18 protein-coding genes and 1 pseudogene are annotated in these 22,484 nt (G+C 48.8%); 8 read left to right on the forward strand and 11 right to left on the reverse strand.

The genetic code is table 11. From position 1 onward, the window contains the following. The first annotated feature begins 31 nt into the window (after window positions 1–31). Together buk and I6E38_RS10655 are read left to right on the forward strand one after the other, a co-directional pair. Window positions 32–1,093 carry a butyrate kinase gene (gene buk, locus I6E38_RS10650; protein ID WP_235393983.1) on the forward strand — a complete coding sequence of 354 codons (1,062 nt, stop codon included), beginning with the start codon at window positions 32–34 and terminating at the stop codon, window positions 1,091–1,093. A 98-nt stretch (window positions 1,094–1,191) separates the two neighbouring features. After that, entirely contained in the window at window positions 1,192–1,788 is a 597-nt protein-coding gene (locus I6E38_RS10655; protein ID WP_235393984.1) for a transposase, read from the forward strand. A gap of 107 nt (window positions 1,789–1,895) precedes the next feature. On the opposite strand, the gene I6E38_RS10660 is transcribed toward I6E38_RS10655, so the two are convergent. The 3 genes from I6E38_RS10660 to I6E38_RS10670 all read right to left on the reverse strand — a co-directional run bounded on the left by I6E38_RS10660 (window position 1,896) and on the right by I6E38_RS10670 (window position 4,464). Continuing rightward, the gene (locus I6E38_RS10660; protein WP_235393985.1) at window positions 1,896–2,555 is read right to left on the reverse strand and encodes a nitroreductase family protein; all 660 of its coding nucleotides are present in this window, start codon (window positions 2,553–2,555) and stop codon (window positions 1,896–1,898) included. A gap of 93 nt (window positions 2,556–2,648) precedes the next feature. Continuing rightward, window positions 2,649–3,833 carry a 4Fe-4S binding protein gene (locus tag I6E38_RS10665; RefSeq protein ID WP_235393986.1) on the reverse strand — a complete coding sequence of 395 codons (1,185 nt, stop codon included), beginning with the start codon at window positions 3,831–3,833 and terminating at the stop codon, window positions 2,649–2,651. A gap of 208 nt (window positions 3,834–4,041) precedes the next feature. Continuing rightward, window positions 4,042–4,464, reverse strand: a complete 423-nt coding sequence (locus I6E38_RS10670; RefSeq protein WP_235393987.1) for an Hsp20/alpha crystallin family protein — start codon at window positions 4,462–4,464, stop codon at window positions 4,042–4,044. A 441-nt stretch (window positions 4,465–4,905) separates the two neighbouring features. Here I6E38_RS10670 and I6E38_RS10675 point away from each other — a divergent pair. From I6E38_RS10675 to I6E38_RS10700, 6 genes and pseudogenes are all read left to right on the forward strand, one after another. Then, a pseudogene (locus tag I6E38_RS10675) lies at window positions 4,906–4,984 on the forward strand. A 127-nt stretch (window positions 4,985–5,111) separates the two neighbouring features. After that, a complete protein-coding gene (locus tag I6E38_RS10680; protein WP_235393988.1) occupies window positions 5,112–5,639 on the forward strand; it encodes a sigma-70 family RNA polymerase sigma factor in 528 nt (175 codons plus the stop codon). 29 nt (window positions 5,640–5,668) lie between these two features. Beyond that, complete coding sequence (locus I6E38_RS10685; RefSeq protein WP_235393989.1) at window positions 5,669–6,820, forward strand: FecR family protein; 1,152 nt, start codon at window positions 5,669–5,671, stop codon at window positions 6,818–6,820. Between the two features lie 102 nt (window positions 6,821–6,922). Further along, complete coding sequence (locus I6E38_RS10690; RefSeq protein WP_235393990.1) at window positions 6,923–10,474, forward strand: SusC/RagA family TonB-linked outer membrane protein; 3,552 nt, start codon at window positions 6,923–6,925, stop codon at window positions 10,472–10,474. Window positions 10,475–10,483: 9 nt separating this feature from the next. After that, entirely contained in the window at window positions 10,484–11,929 is a 1,446-nt protein-coding gene (locus I6E38_RS10695; RefSeq protein WP_235393991.1) for a RagB/SusD family nutrient uptake outer membrane protein, read from the forward strand. Between the two features lie 12 nt (window positions 11,930–11,941). Then, window positions 11,942–13,069, forward strand: a complete 1,128-nt coding sequence (locus I6E38_RS10700) for a TlpA disulfide reductase family protein (protein ID WP_235393992.1) — start codon at window positions 11,942–11,944, stop codon at window positions 13,067–13,069. 187 nt (window positions 13,070–13,256) lie between these two features. Here the strand turns inward: I6E38_RS10700 and I6E38_RS10705 are convergent, their stop codons facing one another. From I6E38_RS10705 to I6E38_RS10740, 8 genes are all read right to left on the reverse strand, one after another. Then, window positions 13,257–13,517, reverse strand: a complete 261-nt coding sequence (locus I6E38_RS10705) for a hypothetical protein (RefSeq protein WP_235393993.1) — start codon at window positions 13,515–13,517, stop codon at window positions 13,257–13,259. Window positions 13,518–13,976: 459 nt separating this feature from the next. Continuing rightward, window positions 13,977–14,180: a DUF3791 domain-containing protein gene (locus tag I6E38_RS10710; RefSeq protein WP_235393994.1), complete on the reverse strand. Its 204-nt coding sequence runs from the start codon at window positions 14,178–14,180 to the stop codon at window positions 13,977–13,979. A gap of 5 nt (window positions 14,181–14,185) precedes the next feature. Further along, the gene (locus I6E38_RS10715; protein ID WP_235393995.1) at window positions 14,186–14,662 is read right to left on the reverse strand and encodes a DUF3990 domain-containing protein; all 477 of its coding nucleotides are present in this window, start codon (window positions 14,660–14,662) and stop codon (window positions 14,186–14,188) included. After that, window positions 14,659–14,895: a DUF3791 domain-containing protein gene (locus I6E38_RS10720; RefSeq protein WP_235393996.1), complete on the reverse strand. Its 237-nt coding sequence runs from the start codon at window positions 14,893–14,895 to the stop codon at window positions 14,659–14,661. Before I6E38_RS10720 ends, I6E38_RS10715 begins: the two co-directional genes overlap by 4 nt. Window positions 14,896–15,395: 500 nt before the next feature. Then, window positions 15,396–16,685 (reverse strand): ATP-binding protein, encoded by a 1,290-nt coding sequence (locus I6E38_RS10725; protein ID WP_235393997.1) that lies wholly within the window; start codon window positions 16,683–16,685, stop codon window positions 15,396–15,398. Between the two features lie 190 nt (window positions 16,686–16,875). Beyond that, on the reverse strand, window positions 16,876–18,051 hold the full coding sequence (locus I6E38_RS10730) for a TolC family protein (protein WP_235393998.1): 1,176 nt from the start codon (window positions 18,049–18,051) through the stop codon (window positions 16,876–16,878). Then, entirely contained in the window at window positions 18,005–21,091 is a 3,087-nt protein-coding gene (locus I6E38_RS10735) for an efflux RND transporter permease subunit (protein ID WP_235393999.1), read from the reverse strand. Before I6E38_RS10735 ends, I6E38_RS10730 begins: the two co-directional genes overlap by 47 nt. Before the next feature lie 5 nt (window positions 21,092–21,096). Then, entirely contained in the window at window positions 21,097–22,317 is a 1,221-nt protein-coding gene (locus tag I6E38_RS10740; protein WP_235394000.1) for an efflux RND transporter periplasmic adaptor subunit, read from the reverse strand. Between the last annotated feature and the right edge of the window lie 167 nt (window positions 22,318–22,484).

A 22,484-nucleotide genomic window follows, 5' to 3' on the forward strand; every position in this document is an offset into this window, starting at 1 on the left:
GGGGTGGGGCTGTATGGGGGCGCAATTACATATGAAAAGAATATTCGTCATTAATCCCGGCTGCACCTCAACCAAGGTGGCAGTATACGAGGACGACAAGGCGGTGTGGACCGACGACGGACTTCATCCGCAAGAAGAAATAGAAAAGTTCATGACCGTGGACGAACAGTATGAATACCGCAAAGACTTCGTTTTGGAGCTGTTGCGCAAGGCTGGAATACCATTGAAGTTCGATGCCGTGATAGGACGCGGCGGACTGTTGAAGCCATTGCACGGCGGCGTGTATGCTGTCAACGAACTTATGAAGCACGACCTGCATCATGCCAAACATCAGCACGTGTGCAATCTCGGTTGTCTTATAGCCGACGACATAGCCCGAGAGTGCGGTTGTCCGGCATTCATGGCCGACCCCGTGGTGGTAGACGAGATGATGACGCGCGCCCGCTACACCGGTTTGCCGTTCATGAAGCGCGAGTCTATCTTCCACGCCCTTAACGCTAAGGCTGCCGCACGTCGCTATGCCAAGACCTGCGGCAAGGTGTACGAGAACATGGACATCATCGTGGCTCACCTCGGTGGCGGCATCTGCGTGTCGGCTCACCATTTGGGCAAGGTTATCGACGTGAACAACGCACTCAACGGCGAAGGCCCTATAGCTCCCGAACGCTCGGGCACTCTGCCTGCCGACCAACTCGTGCGTCTTTGCTTCTCGGGCAAGTACAGCGAGGGTCAGATTATGAAGATGTTGGCTGGCTACGGTGGTTGCCAGGCTCTGCTCGGCATGAAGGACATGAAGGAAATTTCACGTCGCGCCGAAGCTGGAGAACAACCATACCACGAAGTGCTCGAAGCTATGCTCTACACCATATCCAAGCAGATTGGTGCCATGGCTGTTGCACTATGGGGCAAGGCAGAAGCCATCATCCTCACCGGCGGTATTGCCTACAGCAAGTACTGCGTTGAGGAGATAAGGAAGCAAGTGGAGTTCCTCGCACCGGTCGTTGTGCTGCCAGGCGAGGGCGAAATGGAGTCGCTCGCATTCAACGCCCTCGGCGCCCTCAACGGCGAACTGCCCATTCACGAATACAAATAACTGGGAAAGGGGACGCCCTCGTCCCCGATAAGTATTAGAGTATTCTCTTTGCTTTGTCGGGGACGAGGGCGTCCCCGCTCCTTATTAAACACTCATACATGAATTATTTTCTCAACAAACACGAACCTATATACGAAACAAAAGGCAACCTACCCCATTGGACACAATACGGAAAGATTACTTTCGTTACATTCCGTCTTGCCGACTCACTACCCCAACACGTCATTGACTTCATCAAAACGGAATATGAATCAATCAAGCAGCAATTATTAAAAGAAGGTAATCAAAAAGAACTCGAATTTTTACAAACTAAAAGACACAACCAACTGGAGAAATATCTTGATAAGGGCTATGGTTCATGCATATTAAAGAATAAGCAATATCGAGATATAATAATACAGACTCTTGAACACGACAACATTGTTATGTATGAATTGCATAGCTATGTCATTATGCCAAACCATATTCACTTACTCATAGAACCTAAAGGACAGGCTACTATTCAACAGATAATAAAAACTATAAAATCTGTTTCTGCACATAAAATCAACAAATATATTAACCAAACCGGTTCTATTTGGCAAAAGGAATATTATGACCGTATTATTAGAAACGAAGACCATTACAATCGAGTCATCAATTATATAAGACAAAACCCTTCCCATTGCTTACCTTCTGAATACACCCTATATTAATAACTGGGAGCGGGGACGCCCTCGTCCCCGACAAGTATTAGATTATTCTTTTGCTTTGTCGGGGACGAGGGCGTCCCCGCTCCCAGTTATCGTTATATTCTATGTACCTATTGTTCATCCACATAGTACGAAATGTTCTCTTCCTTGAACTTGTCCTTAGGCTGCGGATGTTCTGCCGGATAGCCTATTACAACCATGTTGAGGGGAATGAGATTGTCAGACAACGACAATGCTTTACTGATTGCTTTGCAGCGATCTTCAGCCGGATAGGCACCCGTCCAGACTGCTCCGAGACCCATGGCGTGGGCTGCAAGCAACAAATTCTCAGTTGCTGCGGATGCGTCCTGTATCCAGAAGTCGCGACCGCCACCCTCAATCATCTTCTCAGTATCGCCACATACAACGATTGCAAGGGGTGCCTTTCTGAGCATCTTGGCGTAGGGATTGGCTTCAGAGAGGGCATCGAGCACGCTACGCTGGTCAACTACTACGAAGTGCCAGGGCTGCTTGTTCATTGCCGTAGGGGCTGCCATGGCGGCACGGAGCATCTTCTCAATCTTCTCTTTCTCTACCGGTCGCGCCTCATAATCGCGTATGCTAGTGCGAGTAGCGATGTTGTCGAGCACAGCCTGCTCTGCGTTAGACGACTGTTCAGCATCGGCTGACTTCGCGGCAGGGGCTTCGCCCGATGCCAGGCGCACTCCAAGCACTACTGCAACTATGGCAAGTACAACGTTGAGTACAACGGATTTGTTCTGTAAATTCATAACTCTATAATCTAAAAACAATAATTCAAAACTCAAAATTCAAAATTCAAAATTGCCGCAGGCAACCAATTCCTAACTCAAAATTCAAAATTCCTAACTCCTAAGCAGGCTTCCCGTTGGGCAAACGAACCTGCAATAGGGTCGTGGCACCCATACCGAGAGGACGAGGAAGAGCACGGCAAGCACTATCACCCACACCGAAGCCGAGGTGTAAAGGAACGCCGTGAACAGCTCGTAGTCCATCCATGCTGTCCACGTAACGGTGAGCATGAGCACCATAAGCACTCCCCACAGAACGTTGCGGAACATGTTGAGCGCTCTGTTCAAGCGTGGCGAGAGCCGCGGTTTGCGACGGGTGAGTTTGCCGGCGAGTTCCTGAGCCGAACCAAACGGACAGACGTGAGCGCAGTAGTGACCCGGTCTACCTGCCAAAGGATAGAGTATAGCCACCAGAACCATAAGCAACGGAGCGGCGAGCGTGCCGAGCGTGGCAAGGCTTACGCCCCCCGAGAAGAGTCGCATAAGCAGAGTGTACGACACGAACGTGCCGGTCCACAAGCCCAGCACAATGACGTTGAGCGCCAACTGCACATAATGCCAACGGCGGTTCTTGACAAACAGCGGAACAACAGCACCCAACAGCGCCACAATCAATGCAGCAATGCCGCCCAGAGTCCAACCCTTTGCCGAGGCTGAAGCGCCCGGCACTCCTGCCGAACCAAAAGCATCTGAGTCCGGACCATCTGCCTCAGACTCCTTGTCAAGCTCAGCATGGCGCTTCGCATAAGCCAGTCCGCGCTGCACGTTGGCAATGATGGCACACGAGGAGAACGTAGCTCCCGTCACAGCATCCACCTCTTCAGCCATAGCCTCATCAACAGTCTTGCCCTGCCATTTACCAAAGAGGGAAGAAGCATGATTGAAGAAGTCTGGCGATTCGGCATTAGGTTCAGCCTCGATGCTGTCTACCACCCCACCCTTGTCAATATGGATGCGCAGCGGAACCTGCCCGCCATAGCCCTGCACATCCTTAGCCAGCAGTCGGGTATTGACCACAATAGCGCCATCGGGCATCACAGTCAGCGTGTCATTGTTGGCAGTCGGGGCAGCTGAAGAAGCCTGCACACCGTGCCGACCGTGCTCCGCAGACCCGCCATCGCGCAGATTGAAACCGAAAATCCTGCCGTCGCGCACAATAGCCGCAGCCGAAAGCATCAGCACCACGGCCACAAGCGACAGCAGAGTCGTTAAAAAGTTCTTGTTCGTACGGTTTTTCATTTTATATATATCAAATTGTATTATTCTGTATATCAAATTGTATTATTGGGGCATACAAAAATAACAAAAAAAGGAAGAATGAAGCAAATGCAGCTTACACTCTTCCTTAAAATTATAGGTTTGTGACAAAAATTCACAACAAACCCCAAAAAGTCCTGCCCCACTCTTTTAACTGAGTGAGGCAGGACCGCTATCAATCGCTTATGATTTATTTCACTTCAATGTGACGTGTTGCTTTCTCTTCCTTCTGCTCAACCTTAGGCAAGTTGACAGTCAGTACACCGTCGCTGACGTTGGCTGCAATCTTCTCCTTGTTGACATCGTCAGGCAGGATAAGCGTCTGCTCGAACTTTGAATAAGAGAACTCGCGACGCAGATAGTGCTCTTTCTTGTTCTCGTCCTTCTTCTCGTTCTTCTGCTCCATCTTGATGTGCAAGTTGCCATCGTTGTCGATATTGATGTTGAAGTCGTCCTTCTTCATGCCAGGAGCAGCAAGCTCCACTGTATACTCGTGTTCGGTCTCCTTAACGTTGATTGCCGGTGCCGTAGCATTTGTACGCGGCATAAAGTCAGTGTCGAAAAAGTCGTTGAAAACTTCAGGCATCCAAGAATTTCTCATTACTGGTAACATATCAAAAACCTCCAATTATATTTTAATTATTAATGTTCTTTTTTTGCTTGCCTTCGAGCTTCTTGCTCTCGGCTTGCACTATCCTTATCGCAACTTACATGCCAAGGACTGAATGGAGGTTAAAGTGTTAAATAGTAAGCAATTCTGGCAGATTTCAGACAAATAGACACAACCTGTTGACAATTTGTCAATTCGCTCGGCTTTGCCGCTTGCTTTAGCAAGAACTTCACGGCAAACATCTTGACAAGCGTTGTCTTGCCCACCTGGCGGGCACCACGCAAAACCAAGGGCTTACGTTCGTCCTTACGTGCCCAGTCGCGAAGATAATTGAGTGCTATTCGTTTGAACCAATTAAAAAACGTTTTTTGAGCAAAAAAGCGTCTGAAAAATTTTGCAAATTCCCCGTAAATACGTACTTTTGCACCCGTCAAACCAAAACAACGGGGTGTAGCTCAGCCCAGTTAGAGTACGCCTCTGGGGGGGGGGCGTGAGGTCGCTAGTTCGAGTCTACTCACCCCGACTAATTTAAGTAATGGGTTTAGCTCTTTTGAGTTAGACCTTTTTTATTGTATCATAAGTTTCCGGCACGTCCGGAGATCAACGGACCGGGAGGCTGGTGACCCTCGCTGACCCCTAAGAACCATTATATGGACGCATTCAAGAAAAAAGATTTTGAGTTTCTGTTCCGCACCCATGCCGAACAGCTACAGCACTATGCGTCCTACATCCTGCGTGACCACAACGCTGCCAAAGATATCGTGATGGATGTGTTCTGCACCCTCTGGGACCGATTCGATACCATGGACGTGAAAGATGCCAAGGCCTACCTCTTCACTTCTGTCCGTAACCACTGTCTGAACTCAATTGAGCATCTCCGTGTAGTTGACGAACACCGGGAATACGCCCTCCGCGACATTCCACCACTCGACAGCGAGACAGCGGCTAAATATGATGAACGCCTTGAAAAAATATCCGAGCTGATACATGATATGCCGCAGCGCACCCAGTTTGTACTCAAGCAGTGCTACTATGAAGAGAAAACATACAAGGAAGTGGCGCAGATGCTTGATATCTCGACCAATGGCGTAAAGATGCACATCATGAAGGGACTTGAGACAATCAGGAAGTATTTCGGTGTAAAATATAAAAAGGGAACTGACCAAAATCCCGATTGAAATGTCTTTATAATATAGCACATACTTAAATGAAAACAGAAAAACGCCATAAAGATATCGACCGGGAGCAGCCAATTGACATTAATCCCGACCTGATCAGGGATGACGCGCGCGATGTGGGAGCCGCATTCATGCGCGAGTCGGCGCCTCGCTTCGACGCTGACCGTGAATGGCAGCGCTTTCTCTCATTGCGCCCCGAGGCAGCCTGTGATGTTCAGGAAAAACCGTCACCTCGCGCCACTTTCCGCTGGCTCTATGCCTTCGGAGGAGCGGTGGCAGGCATAGCCGCTTGTCTCATAATCCTCTTCTCTCTCGGATTTTTCACCAAGCCTGAAATCCCACAGGAGGAAGACCTCGTGCTCTTTGCCGCCGTCAAGCAGGATGGCCGCATAACTATGACATCTTCTACCCCGACGGCTGAAACATCAAAACCGAAAACTCACACCGCTCCTCAGAAAAACGTGGAGACTGCCAATAAACCGGTATACCTTGACACTGAAGTACTGGATATGCGAAAAGTTTCAGTGACATCGGTATTTGAGGAACGCACGGTCACCACGCCCCGAGGGAAACGCATCCGCATAATCCTCGCCGATGGAACAGAGGTGACTCTCAATGGCGAAAGCTCACTCCGCTTTCCCGCCCGCTTTGTTTCAGACCGACGTACAGTCAATCTTGAAGGAGAAGCATACTTCGCAGTAGCTCATGACGAGAACCACCCGTTTATAGTAATATCAGACAAAATCTCAACTACAGCTCTCGGAACCGAGTTCGATGTGCGCGCCTATAACCGCGCCGACGTGCGTGTCTCGCTGCTCTCAGGGAAAGTGCTTGTCCTGGATATGACCGACAAATCATCTGTGACCCTCGACCCCGGACAGGATGTGACCCTGAAAGGTGGGAAACTTGTGGTTTCAAATATCAACAACCGTGAGCTTGACGCATGGCGTGATGGATTTTTCTACTTTGACAATGTTCCGCTTATAGATGTCATGATTGAACTTGGACGCTGGTATAATGTCAACGTCGGACTCTCAGACCGCACTCTCATGTCATATCGACTCCACTTCGTAGCCGACCGCAATGAACCGGTAGAGTCAATCGTAGAAAGTCTCAACACGTTCGGGACTCTCAACGTCACCTTCGACGGCACGAATATCCGCATCTCGCCCACAAAATAATCGCCGCAGGAAACTTTTTTTTTCGAAAAAAAATCGTTTCACAGCTACCCATAACTCCCGATGGCTTGTCATTTGAAGTATAAACCATCATTAAATATTGTTATGGATTATCATGAAAACCCAAATCACCGCGTAGCCCTGACGTCCATCAGTCGTCAGCTCATTTGCTACCTCCTCTGCCTGTTCATCGCCATTCCGGCACTCGCGGCAGATCAAAAATCCACAGTAACGCTCCGGGCCACTAACACACCTATGGTAAAGGTCCTTGAGCAAGTTGAAGCCCAGTCAGGCTACAAATTCTCCTACATCTACGATGAGGTGCAGCGATATCGCGTCACATGCGATATCAAAAAAGCATCCGTTGCCGATGCGCTCAAAACCATTCTTCACGGCACCGCGATGACTTACACCATCAAAGGCCGCGTAATCACAGTCTCCATAGACAAACGTACTGCGGCAAAAGTCAACCGTGCCAACCGCAACATCCGTGGTACAGTCCTTGACACCGAAGGCGAGCCTCTCATCGGAGCTTACGTGATACTCGAAGGAACCGAAGCAGGCGTGGTCACTGACATTAATGGAAACTTCACCATCCATGTCAGCGGCTCCGACCCTGTTCTCGCGGTCTCTTATGTAGGTATGATTTCGCAGAAAATAAAAGTCGGCAACCGCAACAACCTCTCCATCACTCTCCAGCCAAACACCAACGTCATGGACGAAGTCGTCGTAACAGGCTATCAGGAAGTCAAAAAAGAGAAAATGACCGGTTCAGTAACCACAATCTCATCCGCCAAACTCAACGAACGCTACACCACCAACGTCCTTGACAACCTCGAAGGCCGCGTAGCCGGACTCTCCACCTATGGCGGCAAACCCATCATCCGTGGTGTCGGAACCCTCCACGGCAACACTGCCCCTCTCCTCGTCGTTGATGGAGTCCCCATCGAAGGCGCCATCGAAGACCTCAACCCCTACGACATCCAGTCAGTTAACGTCCTCAAAGACGCAGCTGCAGCCGCAATTTACGGTGCCCGCGCCGCCAACGGCATCATTGTCGTCACCACCAAAAACGCCACAAAAAAAGGCAAAGTTGACATTGACTTCTCCGCAAACCTTACCGTTTACGAGAATAAAAACATGGACTATGCCGACAACTTCTATATGACTCCGGCCCAACAGGTCGATACAGAGGCAAAATATATGGAGTATTACCTCACTCGCGACAATGCGTTGGACAACATGAAAAAGTCCATCACCGAAGGTAGTCAGGTGACACCTATTTACTATGACTATTATCAGTTCGCTAGTGGCAAAATTTCCCGTCAGGAGCTTGACAGCCGCCTTGCCAAATACCGTACCAATAATTATGCCCGCGATTTTGCTGACAATGTTTACCACACACGTCTCCTTCAGCAATATAACCTCGCTCTCCGCAACAGCTCCGATGTTTCGAGCAATAATCTAGTTGTCAATTACAAACATGATAATGCCGAGTTGATCAACAATGACCTTGACTGGCTCACCGCGTACTACAAAGGTTCTTTTGAACTTGCCAAATGGCTAAAAGCTACCGTCAGTGTAAACGGCCTTTATTCTGATCAGAAATCTCTTGGATACAATGCTAATTACCGTGGTAGCTTTGACCCATGGACTCTCCCTGCCTACATGCCTTTCTATAATGAGGATGGATCCATCCGCAAAACCTATTACTGGTTCACCGGTAACGAATATTGGGATGTCCCCAATGGATTCCACGACCTCGGCACCGACCCGGTGAGCGAGTTAAAGAACAATGTCAAGACCAACACTCGCCAGAACATGCGCTATATGGCCGACCTCGAGTTCCGTATCATCAAAGGACTTACCGCCAACGCAATGTTCAGCTATGAGATTGATAACGTTGAGGAACAGACTCATGCCAACGAAAAGAGTCTTACCTCTCGTGTCATTCGCAATGCTTATACCACAGTTGATGCTGCTGGCCGTGTGAAATACAACACCCCAGAAAACGGCGGTATGCTTCAGACCACAAACACCAAGGGCAAATATTACACCCTCCGCGGTCAGTTGAATTACTCCAACACTTTCTTTAAGAAACACGACGTTGTTGCAATCGCTGGTCTTGAATTCCGTGAAACCAAGTTGAATGGCACCAAGTCTCTAGTCCTCGGTTACGACGAGCAGCTTCAGAACAGCTCTACCCACACCGTTGACTTCGGTACTCTCGGTGGAAGAGAATGGCGTTACAATAGCAGTTATATGATGGAAGGTCGCGGCTATAGCGCTTACCAATTCGTTTACCAGCCTTATTTTGAAAATGGCATGGGCATTGTCGTCGAACAACGTCACCGCTACGCATCAGGATATGCCAACCTTACTTATACCTACGATGAACGTTACAACATCTTCGGTTCTTATCGTAAGGACTATGCCGACGTTTACGGTCTTAACACCAAGTTCCGTGGCAAACCCCTCTGGTCTGTAGGTGGTGGTTGGAACCTCCACAAGGAATCATTTATGCACGATTTCACTTGGCTCAGCTTCCTTAAGCTCCGCGCAAGCTACGGTGTCACCGGTAACATCTATCAGGGTGCGTCAAGCTATATGGTGGCTACAACACAGGGTAATAATCCATTCACTCAGCTTCCACTTGGTACTATAAGCAGTCCAGCCAACCCTAACCTACGTTGGGAACAGGCACGTACCACCAATATCGGTGTTGATTTCAGCCTTTTCAATTATCGTCTGCGTGGTAATATTGATTACTATAATAAGGTCAGCAAAGACGTTTTCAACAATCAGATGCTTGACCCCTCTACCGGTTTCGCTTCCATGTTTGCAAACGTTGCCTCTATGCGCAACCGAGGTGTTGAAATCGCGCTTTCATATGACTGGTTCAAGCCATCCGACCGCAAGGATTTCTCATGGTCTACCTCTTTGACTTTCACTCATAATAAGAATGAGGTCACCAAGGTACAGAATGCAGCCAAGACTGCCACTGAATTGATTCGTACTCCTTTTGTCAGCGGATATCCCGCAAGCGCTTTGTGGAGCTATCGTTTTGCAGGCATTAGCTCCGACACTGGCCGTGAAGGTATGACCACTTGGTTTGACGAAGATGGAAATCCTCAGCGCTCTGTTTCCCGTAACACCGTGGATGTCCTTGAATACTCCGGTCAGACCGATCCTAAGGTGATTGTCAGCATGGACAACTCTCTCCGTTGGCGTGGTTTCAGCTTCAGTCTCTTGATGGCTTATTATGGTGGTCATAAGATGCGTGCCCTTTGTGAGAATGAGACTTTTGATGTCCCCAACACCGCAATTGCCTCATATTTCCTCAACGCCTGGACTCCTGAAAATCCTACCAACACTCCTGGTATCGGTCAGTATGGCTCCAATATGCTAAGCGATGAGACCGAATATAGCAACACCTCTGTTCACGACGCCGACTTCCTGAAAATACGCAATATCGTCTTTGGTTACGACATTCCCGAAAACTGGCTCCGCCGCTTCGGTATCAACCACTGCACTTTCCGTTTCCAGATCAATAATCCAAAAGCCATTTGGACTAAGAATAATCTTGGCGTAGATCCCGAGACATTAGGCATCCGCACCCCGTCTTCTTACGTTTTTGGTCTTAACATTAACATATAATTGACTATTATGAACATATATAAATTACTTTCGTCGGCTGCTATCGGAGTCTCTATGTTGATTACATCATGTTCCGAGTACACCGACATCCAGCCTAAGGGTATGAACCTCCTTGAGACAAGTGCCCAGCTTGAGATGCTGCTCAATGATTATTACCAGTATTTCATGATGATGAACGATGTCCGTGCAATCGGTAGTGATATCGTATTCACAAGCTCATCTGTACCTTATCAGCTCTCATTACCCTACAAATCAGCAAATACCATTTATTGGACTTATGATGAGGTAGGTCATGATAAAGAGCTGCCAAACCTCGTCAATATAGACTACACCTACACCGGTGCATACATGATTATCGGTAAGGTTGCCAATCCTATCCTCCAGCTTGTTGACAAGGCTCAGGGCGAGGAAGACCATAAGCGCAAGATTAAATGCGAGGCCCTCACTCTCCGGGCCTTCGCTCATTTCCTTGCTGTCCAGAAGTTCGCTAAGGCTTATAATTCATCTTATGCTGCTGAAACCCCATCTATCATATATTTCAAGGAAACCGACGACATTATCAAGAACCAGCCTCAGCGCTCCCTGCAGGAGGTTTACGACGATATCCTTGCTGACTGCAACAAAGCCATTGAGATTGATGGACTTCCTGCCGAACCGGTCAACACCATGCGTATGGGTAAACCTATGCTATATGCTGTTAAGGCATGGACTCTCGCTGCTATGCACCGTCTCTCGGAGGCTGCAGATGCTGCACGTGAGGCCTTGAAATACAATAGCACCATCGAGGATTACAACACGCTCATTGGCCCTGCCGTTTATGGTATGGGAAAAGGTATCATTCGCCCGATGCTTGGCATGAAGGAGGATTATTTCTGCTCCTACGATTTCTTTGACATGAACGTTCTGCTCCCCGAATGTATGGCTGCATTTGAACCGGGCTACCTTTCTCTGACTGCGATACCTGATTATGATATGACTCACCAGTGGGATGAGGTAGGTGGTTATTGCAAAGGAAATCTCGGTATCGAAGGCAAGGCTGTCTGTGTTGGTACCGACTGTTGGAACCCCGTTGGACCCAAGTCTACCCACATGTATCTGATCCTTGCTGAGGATGCCATTGAGCGCGGTCAGTTCGACGAGGCGATGGGCTATCTTGACACTATCCGTGAGAAGCGTTTCCGCCCTGCTGATTATCATCCCCTCAAAGGCACTGGCATCAACGACAAGGCTACTGCTATCGCCAAGCTGAAGCAGATTTCTCACGGTGAATGTGCCTACACGTTCTATAACTTCGTGCAGCGCAAACGCTGGAATCAGCTCCCCGACTACAAACAGAACTATTCTCACACCATTGATGGCAAGACCTACACCATCACTCCAGAATCCACCCTCTGGATTTTCCCCTTCCCCACTTCTGTGACTTCTATCAACAGTTTGGTTAAACAGAATTTCTAATTATCAAAAGTTATGAAAATTATTAAATTAATCGGATTCCTCTCTCTCGGTTTGCTTTATGCTTTTTCAAGCAAGCCTTCCAACCAATTCACCCTTTCCGGAACGACAGACGCTGCCGACGGTGAAAAGTTCTATCTCTCTTATTCGGTCAACGACTCAATGATTAGGGATACCGCCACAGTGGCTAATGGCTCATTCTCATTCTCCGGAACTTTGAACCATCCTACCGACGCTTACCTCTATGCCGGCGAACTGAATGCTCGTGACAACAACCGCATCCGCCGCTTTATGCTTGATCTCGCCGATATGACAGTCTCTCTCAGCGGCGATGATTACAGTAAAGCACCCGTCTCGGGTTCACCTTCCACGGTAGAGTCTGACTCTCTTGACGCTGTGATTGCAGGCATCTACAGTATGGCTGACCCTTACAAAGACATTATCCGCAACCACGAAACAACAACTCCCGCACTCATCGACAGTTTGCAGCGTTTTGTACTCACACCGATGCGCGATAGCGTATTCCACACCCGGTTGAATTTCGTCAAGACTCATCCAGCCTCATTCAACAACCTTGGTGTGATGTACGTTCTGGCTCAGGACCTCACATATCCTCAGATCAAGGAAATCTACGAAAGCTGGAACCCCGAAGTCCAGGCTGCCGCAACCCTTGTGAAACATCAGCTCAATCGCCTCGCCGCCATCCAGCCCGGGCAACCCGCTCCCGAGCTTCAAGGCACCACACCTGCCGGCAAGACAATCACCCTCAGCTCACTCAAGGGTAAACCCGTCCTCGTCGACTTCTGGGCAACCTGGTGCGTCCCCTGCCGCAAGTCATTTCCACACATCAAAGAGATTTACAACAAGTATCATGACCGCGGACTTGAAGTCTTCTGCATCGCCTCCGACAACAAGAACGTGGAAGGCTGGCGTAAAGCCATCATCAAGGACGGTATAGAACCCTTCCATCACATCCTCCGTGAATTCAAAGGCGAAGACGGTAAGATGATTGACCAGAACGACATCTACAACGTCTCATACATCCCCTCTAAATTCCTCGTCGCAGCCGATGGCACAATGATTGGTCGCTTCGACAATCCCGCCGAGCTTGACGCCAAGCTCTCCGAACTTTTTGGAGAATAATAAAGCAAATATAAGAGTTGATCTTTTTTGGATTGAAAGGCTTGCCGGGTTACCCCATTCTGGCAAGCCTTTTTTTTAGCCACCCCTCCATGCGATGCAACCCGTGAGTTACCGACAGCTACGCAGAATTTGTCAATTCGCTCGGCTTTGCCGCTTGCTTTAGCAAGAACTTCACGAGCGAGAGAAGTTAAGGAGTTAGGGAATTAAGCCAATTGTCCAAATGGCCTGCATAATACAGCGGAATGTTGTAGAGAGTGAATGCTCTACCGTCGGTTCGGGTGATGACATCGGAGGACAGCGGACCGTTCCACAATCGTAGGGCGATATTCTCACGCGACTCTTCCATAAACTGATGCAGGGAGCGGAGCTTTGAATTGTTGCCAGTCTTTACCTCAATGGGCAGCAGATGCGACTTATAGCGTATCACGAAGATACACATTATTTTCAAATCCAAACCAAAATCAGACGAAAAACCGAGCAAATCCAAACCAACTTTCGCTAATTTTCGTGTCAAATCCAAACCAACCAGCAGAAAAACCAGTATCAAATCCAAAGCCAGAGGCAAAGAAAAGGACTTTCACAGTACACATCAAACCACCCATTCCATCCAATTGTCTGGCGTAATGACAGCAGTCTCCTTTACACAAGTATCATCTTTAAAAGCGTACTTTTGCCCACCTGCCGCGCTCCTATAACGATGATTGCTTTGCCTGCAAACATACGCGACTCTATCTTTTGCTGTAACTGTCGTTCTATCATAGATGTATGGATTGTTTGTCGAGGCAAAGATAAGAAAAAAAACAGCCTAATCCCAAAATTCATACTAACTTTTGGGATTGTAATCCCAAAAATCATATGTATTTTTGGGATTAGACATATTTTATTGTGTTATTATTAATTGAAGTTTCTATTTTCGCTCATCCATAAGCAGGCCTGCGAGATAATTATCGCTACGGCAATGCATATCGGCAATGCCTTCGCTCATCATCTTATAGAGATAGGAGTCGTAGAAAAACTCCAACGAATCTTCCAAAGAAGTGCCCGACAATTCAGCAAACAGCTTCACCACACGGGCGTATTTCATCTGAAGAATAGTCTTATTTGCTTCCATCTTTTTCAAAATTTAATATCTTCTACTTTAACAAATCGCAAATGTTGGTTTATAACTTCCTGATTCAGGATACATATCTGATGATTGGGATGTATAAACGCTAAACGTCCCAAGGCTTCAGCCTTACTGATATTACCCGAAAAATAAAGGTCAATCGTGTTGAAAACCCTATCATCAGCAATACCGCCAGAAACTATATCATAACGTTCTTTCTGCTTTCCAACACGGCATAATGACACGAAATCCAGCCAGTCTTCATCATACGAACTGAACTCTTTAATACGAAAACCACTTAGGCTATCGTCTAACTCATAACAGTTAAGATAGGCCTTGTCATCATGCAGAAGAAAGCGTAAGGCATATTTCCTTGCCTGTTCTTCAAGAGCTGTCAGATAGAAGCCCTTTCCGAAATCAAGAAAATCGCGCGAATGAAGAACGTCAGGATTGTCTACAATACAGTTGGAGGCGTGGAATAGTTTCATGACAATGCTCCTTTCTTTTTCAGCATACCAATCAAGTCGTCCATGATATAATCCTTGCTGAATGTATGCAACACATCATAACAGGGCACTATATATCCATCCAATATACCAGTCGAGCGCAACATCTTGTATACTGTGCTTGCACTCATCTTGAGTCGGTCGGCAAGGTTGCCAACGCAATATGTTATAAAGTCCAACTGATAATCCTGCATAAGCAATTCTGTTTTCTGCAAATTTAGATAAAAAAGTCGAATTGAACACATATCCACTACACTTTTTTACCATGCAAATATCGTACTGGCAGTAAAAAAGTGTTACAAATAAAAAATCGATTCTGGAGATTGCGGAAGGGGATTTTATGCGTTTTTGAGGTGACAATGACCTGCTGATTCTCCATTCAAGGCTTCTTTGCACTCCAAAAGGACTACTATTGCTATGCAACTGTAGCCCTTTTGAGAGGTAAATGAACTACAGTTGCATTGTAATAGTGGTCCTTTTCGAACAAAATGGAGCGTTTTTTCAGCGTGAAAATTTACGCCACAGCGTCACAATCCATATAACTCATTGTATATGAACAACATAACAAAAACCGCTCAAAACTGCGGATTGAACGCACAAGGAAATCTTTGACGCGTTCAACTCGCAGTTTTGAGCGGTTAGAAATGCAAATATAGTTTGGAGCCTTGCTCCAAAGTGTCGTGTTGAAGTGTTGAGATGGTATGGTTTGACGTTTCTAAAAATATACCGAAGCAGCATATAGCGGAATGTTAGTCAACCAATCTTGCTCCCTATAATCAGACATCGAAAAGCGCACCCCATGCAGCTGTGGGTGATTGGCAACAAACGTTGACAGAGACTTAGAGCGCAGGTTCTCTTCAGCCTTCGCCTCGATTGGCACTATGTCGCATCCATGCTGAATTAAGAAGTCAATCTCCAGCTTAGCATCATTACTATAGTAGAAAACCGAAGTATCATTAGTTGCTACCAATTGGCTCATAAAATAATTCTCTGTAAATGCACCTTTCGCTTCTTCCATACCATTATCTGCAACCAATAATTTTTCGGCTGGAATTTCGCTCATGGCTCCAAGCAAACCACAATCAAGCAGAAATAGCTTGAAGCTACTGATGTCTACATAAAACTTCAACGGCATTTTCGGTTCTGTCACTCTTTCCGCCTTATAAACCAATCCGGCATCCATAAGCCATTGAATAGCTGTCTCAAAGTCTTTGGCTCTACCTCCCGGCTTAGCTACACCGTAAATAAACTTCTTATTCTCTTTTACCAACTGAGAGGGCATTGACTGCCAAACCATATTGATACGATTGGCCTCAGAAGTAGGAACATGCTTTGATATATCCTTCTGGTAGGTGAAGAGAATGTTATTCTGCACCTCCCTTACCTTCAAAGAATCGTTTGTATCTACAAAAGTTTTTACTGCTTCGGGCATACCACCAACAAAATAATATTCTCGGAGAAGCTTTATATATTCAGAACGAAGTAGTTTGATGGTATTCCAATCCTTACTTTTCAATATTTCAACCATTTGCTCCCTACCCTTTGCCAAGATAAATTCGTCAAATGTCATTGGGTATATATTGAGTATGTCGACTTTACCTACTGGGAACGACTCTCCCTGATGCATGGTTATACCCAATAAAGAGCCTGCCACTGCAACATGATACTGTGGCGCTTTCTCATAGAAATACTTAAGAGCTGTCAAACCTCTTCGTAATTCTTGTATCTCATCAAGAACAATAAGGGTTTTGCCTGGCACGATGTTTTGGCGTGTAATAGCACCTATGGCAAGGATGATGCGCTGCATATCATAGTCTTGCAGGAACAGGTCTTTTGCCATATCATTGTCGTCACAATTTATGTAAGCTACATTCTCAAATTCTTGTTTGCCAAACTCGGTTAGCATAAACGTTTTGCCTACTTGACGGGCACCAGCTAAAACAAGAGGCTTACGATTCTCCTTGTTTTTCCATTGTTTTAATTGAGTAATGACATTCCTATACATAATCCATTGATATTAAGTGGTTTCCATTACAAAGATACACTTTTCCGACCGAACTTTCAAGAAAAACAACACTTTTCCGACCGAACTTTTAGGATAAAACAACACTTTTCCGACCGAACTTTGATTTTTAGCGACACAATATCAGCTATAATGCTATATAATAGAAAAAAAAACGCTCAACGATGACCAATTACAGCTCTGCCTTGTGCAGTTCGGCAAGTAGCTTCACGCTCTGACAGTGCAGGTCGATGTGACGCTGGAGCTTCTCGTAGATGCTGTTTATCTCGACGTAATAGACGAGGGCGGTGATTTCGCCCTGCTGAAGAGCCTTGTTGAAGAGCGTGAGCGACTCTTGCAGGAGCTTGACGTCGCTGTGGTCGATGACCTGCTGAAGACCCTGCAACTGCTCGTAGTTGGTGCGCATTGAGGCTTCTGCCTCGTGCTTGGCTTGCGACACTTGCAGCTCGGCACTCTCGCGGCGCTGACGTGCTGCCTTGACATTACTACTGTTGGTGTAGAGGGGGAAGCTCACGCCTACGAGGAAGCCGTTGATGCCTTCGCCACGCTCGGTGTTGCGACGATAGCCGAAGGAGATGTTGGGCAACCACTCGTTCTTCTGCACCTTCAGATTCAGGTCGGCTGCGCGGAGCGATGTCTGCGCCACTGCCACGTCGGCATCCGACGCGAGTGCCAAGGCACGATACGATTCGAAGTCGGCTATGGGCTGATAATGGGGCAGCACGGTGTCGGTAACGTCAACGGGTTTGCCTCCGTTGAGCTGCTGAAGCTGCTGCAGAAGGGCTGTGCGCTCGCCCTGCGCCTCGCTGACGAGGGTGCGCACCTCCATACAGTCGAGCTTCACCTTGTTCAACTCAAGGGCATTGGCATCGCCTGCCTCCATACGCTTGTTGTACATCTGCAACAGAGTCTCGCTGTTGGCAAGACGCTCGCGCAGCATGGCGAGGGTCTGGTTGGCACGGATAATGTCGATGCAGAGAAGCTGCGCTTGCAAGAGTATGTCGCGACGCTGCTTGGCGAGGAGCTGCTCGCCTACGCTTTGCTGCATCTTGGCTTGCTTGCTGCGTGCGGCATACTTGGTAGGGAAGTCAATCTCCTGGCTCACTACAAGCTCGCTCTCGGCTACGCCGGAGTAGCCCTTGGTGAAGAACGGGCTGTACTCTACCGAAGGTCCGCCAAGCGTGTTGGATGCCTTGATGTCGAGAACGTCGGCCTGATTGTCGTGTGCAAGAGCCTGCAGGGTGAGGTTGTTGGCTGCTACTTGCTTGAGTACGTCGCCGATGTTGTCGGCGAGGGCTGCGCTATACGTGCTGAATGCCACGATTGTGGCGATTAGATATCTTTTCATATATAATAGGTACGATGAATGCGTTGAGTAATGTTGAACTGATGAGTCCGCCAAGTATCACCTTTGCCATGGGCGACTGTATCTCGTTGCCGGGCAGGTCGCCGCCAAGGGCCAACGGAACGAGGGCAAGGGCGGAGGTGAGAGCGGTCATAAGGATAGGGTTGAGACGCGAGAGCGAGCCTTCGACAATGGCGTCGCGAATGGTCTTGTGCTCCTCGGTGCGCAGACGCTTGTACTCGGTGATGAGCAGCATACCGTTGCGCGTGGCGATGCCGAAGAGCGAAATGAATCCGATGACGGCAGGGATGCTTACCTCGCCCGTGGTCAGCACGATGGCAAAGATGCCGCCGATGAGCGCCAAGGGAAGGTTGAGGAGTATGACGCCTGCCTCCATGGCGTTGCGGAACTGCATGAAGAGGAGGAAGAATATGACTACAATGGCGAGTATGCAGGTAAGGTAGAGCACGCGGCTGGCGCTCTCCTGACTCTCAAACTGTCCGCCGTACTCGATGTGATAGCCCTCGGGCAACTGCACTTTCTCGCCTACGGCTTCCTTGATGTCTGCCACTACGTCGCTCAATGCTCTGCCGCTGGTGTTGGCTGATATTACTATCTTGCGCTGTACGTTCTCACGGTTGATGGTGTTTGGTCCGGCGCTCGATATGATGTCGGCAACGTCGCTCAAGGGCACCTTGCGTCCGTCTTGCGTGTCGATGATGAGGTCTTGTATGTCGTCATACTTGTCGGCCTTCACAACGAGATTGAAGGCGCGTCCGGCTTCGTACACCTGCGACACGGTCTCGCCCGCAAGGTTGACGGCAAGGAACTCGTTGAACTCGGGCAGGGTGATGCCGTTGCGCACGAGCAACTCACGTCGCGGCACTATCTTCAGCTCAGGGCGCTCTATCTGCTGCTCTACGTTGAGGTCGGCAATGCCGTCGATGTCCTGGCAGGCGCTCTTTATCTGATTGCCTATGGTGAACATACGGTTGAGGTCGGTGCCGAACAGCTTGATGGCGATGCTCGCCTGTGTTCCGGAGAGCATGGCATCGATACGGTGAGAGATAGGTTGGCCTATCTCGATATTGGCTCCTGCAAGCACCGAGAGACGTTTGCGCACGTCGTTGAGCACTTCTTCATGGCTGCGGTCTTTTAGTGCGAATGGTGCTTCTATCTCGCTCACGTTTACACCGAGGGCGTGTTCGTCGAGCTCTGCTCGTCCGGTCTTGCGCGCTACGGTCTTGATCTCGGGCACTTGCAGCAACAATCGCTCGGCACGCGCACCTATAGAATCGCTCTCTTCGAGCGAGATGCCGGGAAGCGAGGATATATTTATGGTGAAAGAGCCTTCGTTGAACTTGGGCAGAAAGCTGCTTCCCAGACAGAAGAAGATGCCTATGGCTACGACAAACAGCGTAGCGGTGCCTACGATTACCTTGCGTGTGTTGGCGAGAACCCACAGCAATGCACGCTCGTAATACTTCTTGAGCCATACTGCCAGGAAGGCTTCCTTGGGCATTTCGCCTTTGCTCTTGCCGAGCAGGTAGCTACAGAGCACGGGGGTGAGCGTCAATGCCACGAGGGTTGAGGCAAAAAGGGCTGTGACGAAGGCTATGCCAAGGGGTATGAGCATACGGCCTTCCATGCCGCTGAGGAAGAAGAGCGGGGCGAAGCTTACCACAATGATGAGCGTGGAATTGAGTATCGGCATACGCACTTCGCGCGAAGCGTTGAACACAAGTTCGATGATTGGCACTCGCTCTGCCTCGGGCAATTCACGGTTATGGCGTATATGCTTGTACACGTTCTCCACATCTACTATAGCATCGTCGACGAGTGAGCCGATGGCAATGGCAAGTCCGCCGAGTGTCATGGTGTTGATGCTGATGCCAAGGGCGTTGAGCACTATCATGGCAACGAGAAACGAGAGGGGGATTGTAACGAGCGAGATGACCGTGGTGCGCACGTTGGCGAGGAAGAGCATGAGGATGATGACGACGAAGATGGCTCCTTCGATGAGCGACTTCTGTACGTTGTCGATGCTGCTCTCGATGAAATCGGACTGACGGAAGATGTCCGTTGAGATATGTACGTCCTCGGGAAGGGTCTTGTGAAGGTCTTCCAGAGCAAGGTCGAGGTGCTTGGTGAGGTCGATGGTGCTGGTGTTGGGCTGCTTGGTGACGGTGAGGAGCACGGCTGACTGGGCTCGCTCGCTGCCAACGCCAAGCTTTGGCGACTGGTTGCCTATCTTTATGTCGGCAACATCGGCAAGGGTGATGACGCTCTCGCCATTCTTCTTGACAATACATGTGCCCAACTTCTCCACATCATTGGTTGAGGTGATGCCACGGATGATGTATTCGTTGCCGTACTTGTAGCGTACGCCGCCATTGGTGTTGACGTTCATGCCACGCGTAGAAGCCATGATGTCGGAGAGCGAAACGCCGAAGTGCTTCATCTTGCCCGGACTGACGAGTATCTGATATTCCTTGATGTCGCCACCATGTACGCTGACCTGAGCCACGCCACCGGTAGAAAGGAGGCGCGGACGTATCACCCAATCGGCATAGGTGCGCAGGTCTTGCTGCGAGGTGTGCTTGCTGGTGAGGCTCACAATGAGCACCTCGCCAAGTATGGACGACTGCGGACCGAGCACGGGAGCACTCACTCCGGCTGGCATCTGTTCGCCTACGGCTGCGAGTTTCTCACTCACTATCTGTCGGGCAAGATAGATGTCGGTGCCCCAATCAAATTCTACCCATACAACTGAGAAGCCGTTGGTAGACTGCGAACGGACGCGACGTACACCAGTACTGCCGTTGACGGCGGTCTCAATAGGGAATGTAACGAGCTGCTCAACTTCCTCTGTTGCCATGCCACCGGCTTCGGTCATGATGACTACGGTAGGTGCGTTGAGGTCAGGGAACACGTCGACATCGGTCTTGCCGGTGGAGTATAAGCCGGCTATGACAAGCAGCACGGACGCCACCAACACGAGGATTCTGTTCTCAAGCGAGAAGCGTATTATCTTATTCAGCATAGTTATTAGTGATTATGATTATGCGCTGGGATAGCGTTTGAAGCCGAAGCCAATCTTACTTGCATAGCGCCCTTTGTGACAACGCGGTCGCCCTGCTTCACTCCTGTGAGTATCTCGACACGCTCACCGTCGCTCTCGCCAAGCGTAACTTCCTGCTTGCGGTAGCCTTCGGCATCTACCTGGATGTAGACAAAGTGGATGCCCTGCTCCTCGGTGAGGGCTGTAAGGGGCAGCGTTATGACGTTGGGACGGTCCTGAGTGATGAGGTAAATCTCGGCGTATGAACCCTGAACTACATCGCCAGTATTGTTAAACTCGAAGATGACGGGGATGTATGAGTTGTTCACCTCAGCCGAACGACCGTAAGACTGTATGTGTCCACCCATGTCGGTGATGTCGTAGAGGCGATTGCTATAGCTGGTACGGAACTTGGCACAACGTATCTTGTTGACCTCACCAAAATGACGTTCGGACACTTCGGCACGCAGATACAGATGCTTGTTCTGGGTGATTATGGCAAGAGGCTGACCGGCTTCGACGTAATCGCCACCGTTAACGAGGCACTGCTTGACATAGCCGCCGCGCGGAGCCGACACTGCTACCCCACCCTCGCTGCGCGTACGCTTCATACTTGTATATGTAAGCTTGGCAGCTTCGTATTCGGCTTTGGCTACAGCAAGGTCTTTCTCGCTTATTATCTTGTCCTTGATGAGTATCTTGGCACGTGTATAGTCGCGCTCAGCACGTTCGTAGTCGATGCGCGAACGTTGCACGGGGTCGCCGTCGGCAAGCTGCATTCCGGCTGAAGTGATTGAGAAAAGCGTTGTTCCGGCAGCCACCTTCAGTCCCTCGCTGACGTGGTTCTTGTACTGCACACGTCCGCTAATGGTGGCTACAACGGTGGTTTCATCGCACGATGCCGACATCACCTTGCCACTGGTGTGAATGACGCCATGGAACATGCCTGGCTTTACTTCCTCCACCTTCACTCCGGCTGCACGAGCCTTCTCGGGCGAGAGGATTATCTCGTCGGTGTGAGCGCCCTTGGCATCATGGTCCTCTTCCTCAGAGTCGTGGTCTTGATCGTGGTCGGCTTCATGGTCGTGCTGCTCGGTTTCCTCGCCATGTTCGTGGTCATGTTCGTGGTCGTGCGACTTGCCTCCGCAAGCCGTAATTCCGGCTACGAAGACTACTGATAATAGGTAATAAGAAAATCTTTTAAGCATATTTCATTAAGTGTTTATTACAAAGATAAAAAGTTAGTTGCAAAGATAAGGAATAAGATATGCAACTATGTTGCAAAAGCATAGAAATACGCATATATAGGGAGTGTCGTTAAATATTAAGATTATTTACAACTATCTAATCCTCAATGTGATAGAAATTTTGTACC

Source organism: Leyella stercorea (assembly GCF_021531355.1).
Lineage (GTDB): Bacteria > Bacteroidota > Bacteroidia > Bacteroidales > Bacteroidaceae > Prevotella.

Bases quoted from the DNA above. Each gene is read 5' to 3' on its own strand.
- buk (WP_235393983.1), top strand. From the start codon at position 32: ATGAAAAGAATATTCGTCATTAATCCCGGCTGCACCTCAACCAAGGTG.
- I6E38_RS10655 (WP_235393984.1), top strand. From the start codon at position 1,192: ATGAATTATTTTCTCAACAAACACGAACCTATATACGAAACAAAAGGC.
- I6E38_RS10660 (WP_235393985.1), bottom strand. From the start codon at position 2,555: ATGAATTTACAGAACAAATCCGTTGTACTCAACGTTGTACTTGCCATA.
- I6E38_RS10665 (WP_235393986.1), bottom strand. From the start codon at position 3,833: ATGAAAAACCGTACGAACAAGAACTTTTTAACGACTCTGCTGTCGCTT.
- I6E38_RS10670 (WP_235393987.1), bottom strand. From the start codon at position 4,464: ATGTTACCAGTAATGAGAAATTCTTGGATGCCTGAAGTTTTCAACGAC.
- I6E38_RS10680 (WP_235393988.1), top strand. From the start codon at position 5,112: ATGGACGCATTCAAGAAAAAAGATTTTGAGTTTCTGTTCCGCACCCAT.
- I6E38_RS10685 (WP_235393989.1), top strand. From the start codon at position 5,669: ATGAAAACAGAAAAACGCCATAAAGATATCGACCGGGAGCAGCCAATT.
- I6E38_RS10690 (WP_235393990.1), top strand. From the start codon at position 6,923: ATGGATTATCATGAAAACCCAAATCACCGCGTAGCCCTGACGTCCATC.
- I6E38_RS10695 (WP_235393991.1), top strand. From the start codon at position 10,484: ATGAACATATATAAATTACTTTCGTCGGCTGCTATCGGAGTCTCTATG.
- I6E38_RS10700 (WP_235393992.1), top strand. From the start codon at position 11,942: ATGAAAATTATTAAATTAATCGGATTCCTCTCTCTCGGTTTGCTTTAT.
- I6E38_RS10710 (WP_235393994.1), bottom strand. From the start codon at position 14,180: ATGGAAGCAAATAAGACTATTCTTCAGATGAAATACGCCCGTGTGGTG.
- I6E38_RS10715 (WP_235393995.1), bottom strand. From the start codon at position 14,662: ATGAAACTATTCCACGCCTCCAACTGTATTGTAGACAATCCTGACGTT.
- I6E38_RS10725 (WP_235393997.1), bottom strand. From the start codon at position 16,685: ATGTATAGGAATGTCATTACTCAATTAAAACAATGGAAAAACAAGGAG.
- I6E38_RS10730 (WP_235393998.1), bottom strand. From the start codon at position 18,051: ATGAAAAGATATCTAATCGCCACAATCGTGGCATTCAGCACGTATAGC.
- I6E38_RS10735 (WP_235393999.1), bottom strand. From the start codon at position 21,091: ATGCTGAATAAGATAATACGCTTCTCGCTTGAGAACAGAATCCTCGTG.
- I6E38_RS10740 (WP_235394000.1), bottom strand. From the start codon at position 22,317: ATGCTTAAAAGATTTTCTTATTACCTATTATCAGTAGTCTTCGTAGCC.